General features: G+C 37.6%; 6 protein-coding genes and 1 other annotated feature. Of the genes, 1 reads left to right on the top strand and 5 read right to left on the bottom strand.

What is annotated here, in order from left to right:
- From COI44_RS03095 to COI44_RS03075, 5 genes are all read right to left on the bottom strand, one after another.
- On the bottom strand, window positions 1–349 hold a 349-nt coding region (locus COI44_RS03095), incomplete at its 3' end, for a hypothetical protein (protein WP_218926905.1).
- A 199-nt stretch (window positions 350–548) separates the two neighbouring features.
- A complete protein-coding gene (locus COI44_RS03090) occupies window positions 549–1,535 on the bottom strand; it encodes an exosporium glycoprotein BclB-related protein (RefSeq protein ID WP_483295461.1) in 987 nt (328 codons plus the stop codon).
- 953 nt (window positions 1,536–2,488) lie between these two features.
- The gene (gene pheT / locus COI44_RS03085; RefSeq protein WP_098426596.1) at window positions 2,489–4,903 is read right to left on the bottom strand and encodes a phenylalanine--tRNA ligase subunit beta; all 2,415 of its coding nucleotides are present in this window, start codon (window positions 4,901–4,903) and stop codon (window positions 2,489–2,491) included.
- Between the two features lie 18 nt (window positions 4,904–4,921).
- On the bottom strand, window positions 4,922–5,956 hold the full coding sequence (pheS, locus tag COI44_RS03080; protein WP_056472299.1) for a phenylalanine--tRNA ligase subunit alpha: 1,035 nt from the start codon (window positions 5,954–5,956) through the stop codon (window positions 4,922–4,924).
- Between the two features lie 56 nt (window positions 5,957–6,012).
- Window positions 6,013–6,259 (bottom strand) — a binding site (T-box leader).
- Between the two features lie 130 nt (window positions 6,260–6,389).
- Complete coding sequence (locus tag COI44_RS03075) at window positions 6,390–7,139, bottom strand: TrmH family RNA methyltransferase (RefSeq protein WP_098426595.1); 750 nt, start codon at window positions 7,137–7,139, stop codon at window positions 6,390–6,392.
- Between the two features lie 102 nt (window positions 7,140–7,241).
- Between COI44_RS03075 and sspI the strand changes: the two genes are divergently transcribed.
- A complete protein-coding gene (sspI, locus tag COI44_RS03070) occupies window positions 7,242–7,451 on the top strand; it encodes a small acid-soluble spore protein SspI (protein ID WP_098426594.1) in 210 nt (69 codons plus the stop codon).
- Window positions 7,452–7,480: the final 29 nt, after the last annotated feature.

The following is a 7,480-nucleotide window of genomic DNA, read 5'->3' as shown; positions in this document are numbered from 1 at the left end:
CTTTTGCTTCTGGTGTTCCTGTTGCTCCGTCTGCTCCTGTTGCTCCCGCTGTCCCTGTTGCTCCTGCTGGACCTTGTGGACCTGTTGGACCTACTGGGCCTGTTGGACCTGTTGGACCTGTTGGACCTACTGGACCTGTTGCTCCTGCTGGACCTTGTGGACCTGTTGGACCTACTGGGCCTGTTGGACCTACTGGACCTGTTGGACCTGTTGGACCTACTGGGCCTGGTGGACCTGGTGGTACTGTTGGACCTGGTGGTATTGGTGCTCCAGTTGGACCTGTTGGACTAGGCGGTAATGGAAATAATGGTGAACTTGGTGGGCCTGGTGGGCCTGGTGGTATTGGCAAATAGATACACCTCCAAAAATATTTTGACGTACACTTTATCATATTTTGGTTGGACAAGTTTGTTTGGATTTTAATACTATTTCTATTAAAAAACCGCAAAAAAACTCTACTTAGTAGAGTCAATTTCTATCAACGATAGTCAATTGTGATCTAGTTTAGTAGAGTCAAATTTTTATTGCTATTTATCTTATATTTTCTATTAATTTATAGCTACTCCTGCACTAGCATATCCAGTAACAGTATTAACAAGGCTTACACCGTTTGCAGTTGCAGTATATACCATCATTAAACGAGTTTGTGCAGCAACTGGTATCGCTAAAGGTGTAGAAATACCGCTCGTAATTTGTCCTAATGTAAGCGGACCTGCTAGAGCCGGTAAAGTGACACTTGCACCTGCAACTGGAGTAAAGTTATTACTATTTACTGGTGCACTATATAATTGTGCAGTGACCACAATATTTGTTCCTAAAAGAGCCAAAGCTACTACGTTACTATAGGATGCTGAAATAGCCGTAATTGTGCCAGCTCTAGGCATTGAGAATGCAAAATCAAGTATTTCAGTTGGCAAACCAGTTCCAGTTAAATCAATCGCTGGTCCAGGAAGTAATGCAACATTTGAAATAGAACTTCCAAATCCAACAAGTCCAGCTGTTCCTGCTAATCCGCCTAAAACTGTAGACATCACAACTGGTGCACCTGATGCAAACGGAATAATTGCACCTGTACCTGCTATACCAGTCGCTCCTGCTGGACCTGTTGNNGCTCCTGGTGCGCCCGGTGTCCCTGCTGGGCCTGTTGCTCCTGCTGGGCCTGTCGCTCCTGGTGCGCCCGGTGTTCCTGCTGGGCCTGTTGCTCCTGCTGGGCCTGGTATTCCTGCTGGACCTGTTGCTCCTTGTGGACCTGGTGTTCCTTGTGGACCTGCTGGACCTGTTGGACCTGGAATTCCTGCTGGACCTGCTGAGCCTGTTGGGCCTACTGGACCTGGGATTCCTTGTGGACCTGTTGCTCCTGGTGCGCCCGGTGTTCCTGCTGGGCCTGTTGCTCCCGCTGGACCTGTTGCTCCCGCTGGGCCTGTTGCTCCTGCTGGGCCTGCTGGGCCACCTGAAGGACCTGTTGCTCCCGCTGGACCTGTTGCTCCTGTTGCTCCTGTTGCTCCTGCAGTACCCGGAGTTCCTGCTGGTCCCATTGGACCCATTGGACCCATATGACCTCTTGGACCTCTGTCTCCTTCTTCCCCTTCTTTTCCTCGTTTACCTCTTTCTCCACGAGGACCTTGTTGACCTTCAGGACCTCTTGGACCCGTTGCTCCTGTTGGACCTGTTGGACCCATTACTGGTCTTGGAAGGAATGTAGAAATTTGTTGGAATAACTCTGATTGATCTGTGCTTTGTGTAGTATCTGGTTGATTTGGTTCTTCTGATGGTTGTTGTGGTAGTGGTGGAATTGGTGGTAGTGGCAAAAAAATACACCTCTCAAAAAATTTTAATTGTACAATTTATTGTATAGAAAAAGGACAAAATGGTTCATTATTATCAAAAAAATGAGTCAAAAAACTGGTACAAATTAATCATTATTTCGAAATAATAATTCCCGTTCAAAAAATTAAATGTTTTTTACAATCCAGAATAATTGAATTTATGTTTCGCCCTAATTGGTGGAACTACAATTACAGTAATGAGCACCGGAGACTATTTAATTAACTACAGTGTGATTTTTAGAAATATGGGTATTTCACAGCTGGTGAACAATTCAAACTTAGAAATATTGGTGCTACTCCAGACCATTTAGCAAACAGTGTTGATGGTGCAATGGTAAACAGTGCTGCACTAAACATCGTTAGACTAGATATTTAGTGATTCAATAAGAGTGTGATTATTGATATTCCCTTAATTATCTGATTAAAAACCCTTCGATTGTAGACATTTAAAAGTTATACCAGTCTACTTTGAAGGGTTTTTTAATTTTTATTTTTATTATTTGAAAAGGTAATCTTACTGCATCACCTGCATCTAAATTTTGAACAGTTGTATAAAAAAATAGGCAAATCCTGGTATACCTGCACCAGTAGCGACACCAGCAAAAAAAACCAAATTCTTTAAAAAAGAACTTGGTTTTTTTCAATGCGATTATTATAATTATTTACCCACGTAATTGAGCATTATGTGTTTCTTCTACAGCTTTTAAAACTTTTGAATGAGCTTTAGTTACTTCTTCATCCGTTAAAGTACGTTCTGGATCGAAATATGTTAATGAGAAGGCAACTGATTTTTTACCAGCTTCCATCTTATCACCTTCGTATAAATCAAAGATTGTAGCATCCTTTAGAAGTCTTCCACCAGTTGAACGAATTGTAGTTAGAATATCACCAGCAAATACTTTTGAATCAACTACTAATGCCATATCTCGGTTCATTGATGGGAAACGAGGAATTGCATTGTATAAAATATCATCAAATTCAGTATTTAATAGCTTTTCAAGAGATAATTGGAATACATATGTTTCTTTAAGATCCCACTCTTTTTGAGTAACAGGATGAACTTGACCGATAAAACCAATTTCTTCTCCGTTTAATAAAATACTTGCAGTACGTCCTGGGTGTAATTCTTCTTTCTTAGCAGCAAGATAAGTTATTTTATTTGATAAACCTAATTCAGTAAATAAACCGTCTAAAATACCTTTTACAACATAGAAATCCACAGCTTTTTTCTCGCCCTGCCAAGCATGTTGTAACCATAAACCAGTTAACGCGCCAGCTAAATATTCTTCTTCATGTGGTAAATCGTTGTTTTCCTTTGTTAAGAATACAGAGCCAGTTTCAAATAGTTGAACATTTTCTTCTTTACGTGCAACATTATATGCAATAGCATCTAATAAATGTGGTACTAAACTGAAACGTAACTCACTGCGTTCTTCACTCATAGGTAATGCTAAACGTACAGGTTCTGCATCTACTGTTTCAAGTGCAAAGCGTTTTACTTTATTATTGCTTGTTAGAGAATACGTAACAGCTTCGTAAAGACCTGCATGCTGTAAATACTGACGAATTTTTCTACGTTTTGCTTGATAAGGTGTTAATTGTCCACGACTAGCTACACCTGTTGGTAAAGTAGCAGGAATATGATCATAGCCATATAGTCTTCCTACTTCTTCAACTAAATCTTCTTCTATTGAAAGATCACCACGACGACTTGGAACAGTAACAGTAAATACTTCGCCATTCCCGGTAGCTTCTAATCTTAATCGACGGAAAATATCTTTTACTGTTTCAGCATCAATTGATGTACCAAGTACACCATTAATCTTACTTACAGAAACTGATACTTTTTTAGCATCTTCAACTAAATTGTCGGCAATTACAGTACCTTCTACAATTGTTCCACCAGCTAGTTCAACCATTAACTGAGCAGCACGTTCAGAAGCAGGGAATGTACGAGAAGCATCAATACCTTTTTCAAAACGAGCACTTGAATCACTACGTAAGCCTAGGTCTTTTGAAGTTTGGCGAACACTTTGACCTCTGAAAACAGCTGATTCAATTAAAACGTCTACAGTTTCAACATCAACCTCAGTACTTTGACCGCCCATTACACCTGCAACTGCTACCGCTTCTTTCTCTGTTGCGATTACTAAATTATGTGGCTGTAATGTGCGCTCTTCACCATCAAGTGTAACAATCTTTTCGTTTTCTTTCGCAAGACGAACGATAATTTGATTACTATTTAATTTATTAAAATCAAACGCGTGTAATGGTTGACCATATTCAATTAAAATATAATTCGTAATATCAACTACATTATTAATCGGACGAATACCAGCACTCATTAAACGAGCTTGCATCCATAATGGAGAAGGACCAATTTTTACACCTTTCACTAATTTAGCACTATAGTATGGTGCATCTTCTTTTGATTCAATTGAAACTGAAACATAATCAGCAGTTGTTGCTGATTGATCGCTAATCGCTGGAAGTTTCACGTCGCGATCTAAAATTGCAGCTACCTCATAGGCAACACCAATCATATTTAAGCAATCAGCTCGGTTTGGTGTTAATCCAAGTTCTAATACTGCATCATCACGATATAGTACGTCTAATGCATCTGCTCCTACTTCAGCATCACTTGGTAAAACAAAAATGCCATTTGAGAATTCTTTTGCAACTACTTTGCCTTCAATTCCTAATTCTTGAAGAGAGCAAATCATTCCTTCAGAAACTTCTCCACGTAATTTTGCTTTTTTAATTTTGAAATTCCCCGGTAAAACAGCGCCTACCTTTGCCACGATCACTTTTTGACCCTTAGCAACATTCGGTGCGCCACAAATAATTTGTACTGGTTGCTCTTCTCCGACATCAACAGTACATTTTGATAATTTATCTGCCTCTGGATGTTGTTCACGTTCCATTACATAACCAACAACAACATTTTTAATTCCTTCTGAAAGATGATTAACACCTTCCACTTCAATACCTGCTTTTGTTATTAATTTTGCAAGCTCGTCTGGTGTAACACCACTTAAATCAACGTATTCTTGTAACCATTTTGTTGATACAAACATGTTTAGTCCCCTCCTACCTTACATTTGTTGGAATTGCTTTAAGAATCTTATATCGTTCGTATAGAAATGACGAATATCATCAATACCATATTTTAATAATGCAATACGTTCTGGACCCATACCGAAAGCAAATCCTTGAACTTCTTTTGGATTATACCCAGCCATCTCAAGTACGTTAGGATGAACCATTCCCGCACCTAAAATTTCAATCCATCCAGTGTGCTTACACATGTTACAGCCTTTTCCTCCACATTTCATACAAGAAATATCCATTTCTACTGAAGGCTCAGTGAATGGGAAGAAGCTTGGGCGTAAGCGAATTTCACGATCTTCACCAAACATCTTTTTCGCAAAAAGTTGTAAAGTTCCTTTTAAGTCACTCATTGAAATATTTTCACCAATTACAAGTCCTTCAATTTGCATAAATTGATGAGAATGTGTAGCATCATCGTCATCACGGCGATAAACTTTACCAGGACAAATTATTTTAATTGGTCCTTTTTCCGCGTTTGCTTCCATTGTTCTAGCTTGAACAGGTGAAGTATGAGTTCTCATTAATGTTTCTTCAGAAATATAAAATGAATCCTGCATATCACGAGCTGGATGACCTTTTGGTAAATTTAATGCTTCGAAATTATAATAGTCCTTTTCTACTTCTGGACCTTCTGCGATTTCATATCCCATTCCAATAAATAAATCTTCAATTTCTTGAATGACCGCTCTTAATGGATGAGCTCCACCAGCATGAACTGGTCTTCCTGGAAGTGTTACATCAATTGATTCACTTTCCAATTTTTCATTAATTGCATTTTGTTCTAATACAACTTGCTTTGCTTCAAGTTTTTCTTGGATTGCCGCACGTACTTCATTAGCAACAGCACCCATTTTTGGGCGCTCTTCAGGAGATAAATCCTTCATTGCTTTCATTGCCTCAGTAATCGGACCTTTTTTTCCTAGATAGGCAATTCTTATTTCATTTAATGCTTTTAAATCTTTTGCTTCTTCTATTTGCTTAATCGCTTCTGCTTGTAAAGAAACTAAACGCTCTTGCATGAATAATCCTCCTATTCAAATTCATAAATTTAAACATAAAAAAACCTCGCTCCCAAAAAAGGGACGAGGATTGATCGCGGTACCACCCTAATTAACAGTTAATATGTTACAGAAAACTAACTGCTCACTTCATTCATATAACGATCTACTTAGATAGACCGAGTCGCCTTTACATTCAAAAATGGTCCCGGCGCTAGCTCAAGAGGTGAATTCAATTTGGTCTACTATAAAAGTGCTTACAGTCTACGGCACCTTCTCCCTAAATAGAGATTCAAATTTACTATTCTCTGTCAAAGCTTTTTATGTATTAAATTTTCTTAATTAATTATATTGATTTTTTTCAATTAATGCAACTGCTCAACATAATTATTTACTAAATGATTTAAATCATTTTTACTGATCTAGAAAGCTCAAATGAGGCTTCTATTATTTTTCACAGACTATACATTAGAATCCCTGCAGCAATACCAACGTTTAATGATTCAGCTTTACCATAAATCGGTATATATAGATTTTCATTAGTTAATGAAAGTAATGTTGAATTCACACCTTTACCTTCATTTCCTACAATAATGGCAAAACGATTTGTAACGTTTACTTCATTAAACGGTTTTGCATTTTGAAGAGATGTTCCGTAAACAGTTATTCCTTTATCTTTCAAATTAGAAACTACTTCAACTAAATCACCACGTAATATTGGCAAATGGAATAATGATCCTTGGGTGGATCGAATTGTTTTAGCATTATATAGATCACTCGTACCAGAACCTAAAATAACCCCATCAAAACCAGCAGCATCCGCTGTTCGAATCATTGTTCCTACATTCCCTGGATCTTGAACTTCATCAATTAATAATAATTTTGACACTTTCTCAAAATCAATTCTTACAAAAGAAAATTCAATAATTGCAAAAATACCTTGAGATGTTTCTGTTTCGCTTAATTCCTTACTAACCTCTTTAGATATATACGTAATTTCAAATGACCCTGTTGAAAGATTAGAAGGCAAGTCAATATCTTCACTAATTAATAAATGAAGAATCGGTGCATCATGCTTAATTGCCTCCTCGACTAAATGAAAACCTTCTACGATATATTGTTTAGCTTTATCTCTTCCTTTTTTTGTATGTAGCTTTTTCCAAGCCTTTACAGAATTATTTTGTATGGAATCAATTTGTTTCATAAGTTTCCTTTACCTTTCATCGTATCTCATATCGTTTATCATACATAAAATCGTTTCCGTTTACAAATACTAAATAAAGCTTAATATGAAAGGAGAATCCAAATGAATTTTAATATTCGCGGAGCTGTTCTTCACAATATTTCAGGTAATAAAAGTGATCAATTAGAAGCAACAATTGTAGATGCTATTCAAAGTGGCGAAGAAAAAGTATTACCAGGTTTAGGTGTACTTCTCGAAGTTTTTTGGAATCACGCTTCAGAAAATCAAAAGCATGAACTACTTACAGTTTTAGAAGATGGAGTAAGTCAGTAATCTAATCTGTTAAAAACATAGAAAAGGAC

The organism is Bacillus sp. AFS088145 (assembly GCF_002564465.1).
Lineage (GTDB): Bacteria > Bacillota > Bacilli > Bacillales > Bacillaceae_G > Gottfriedia.
This window is presented reverse-complemented; position numbering and strand designations above follow the sequence as displayed.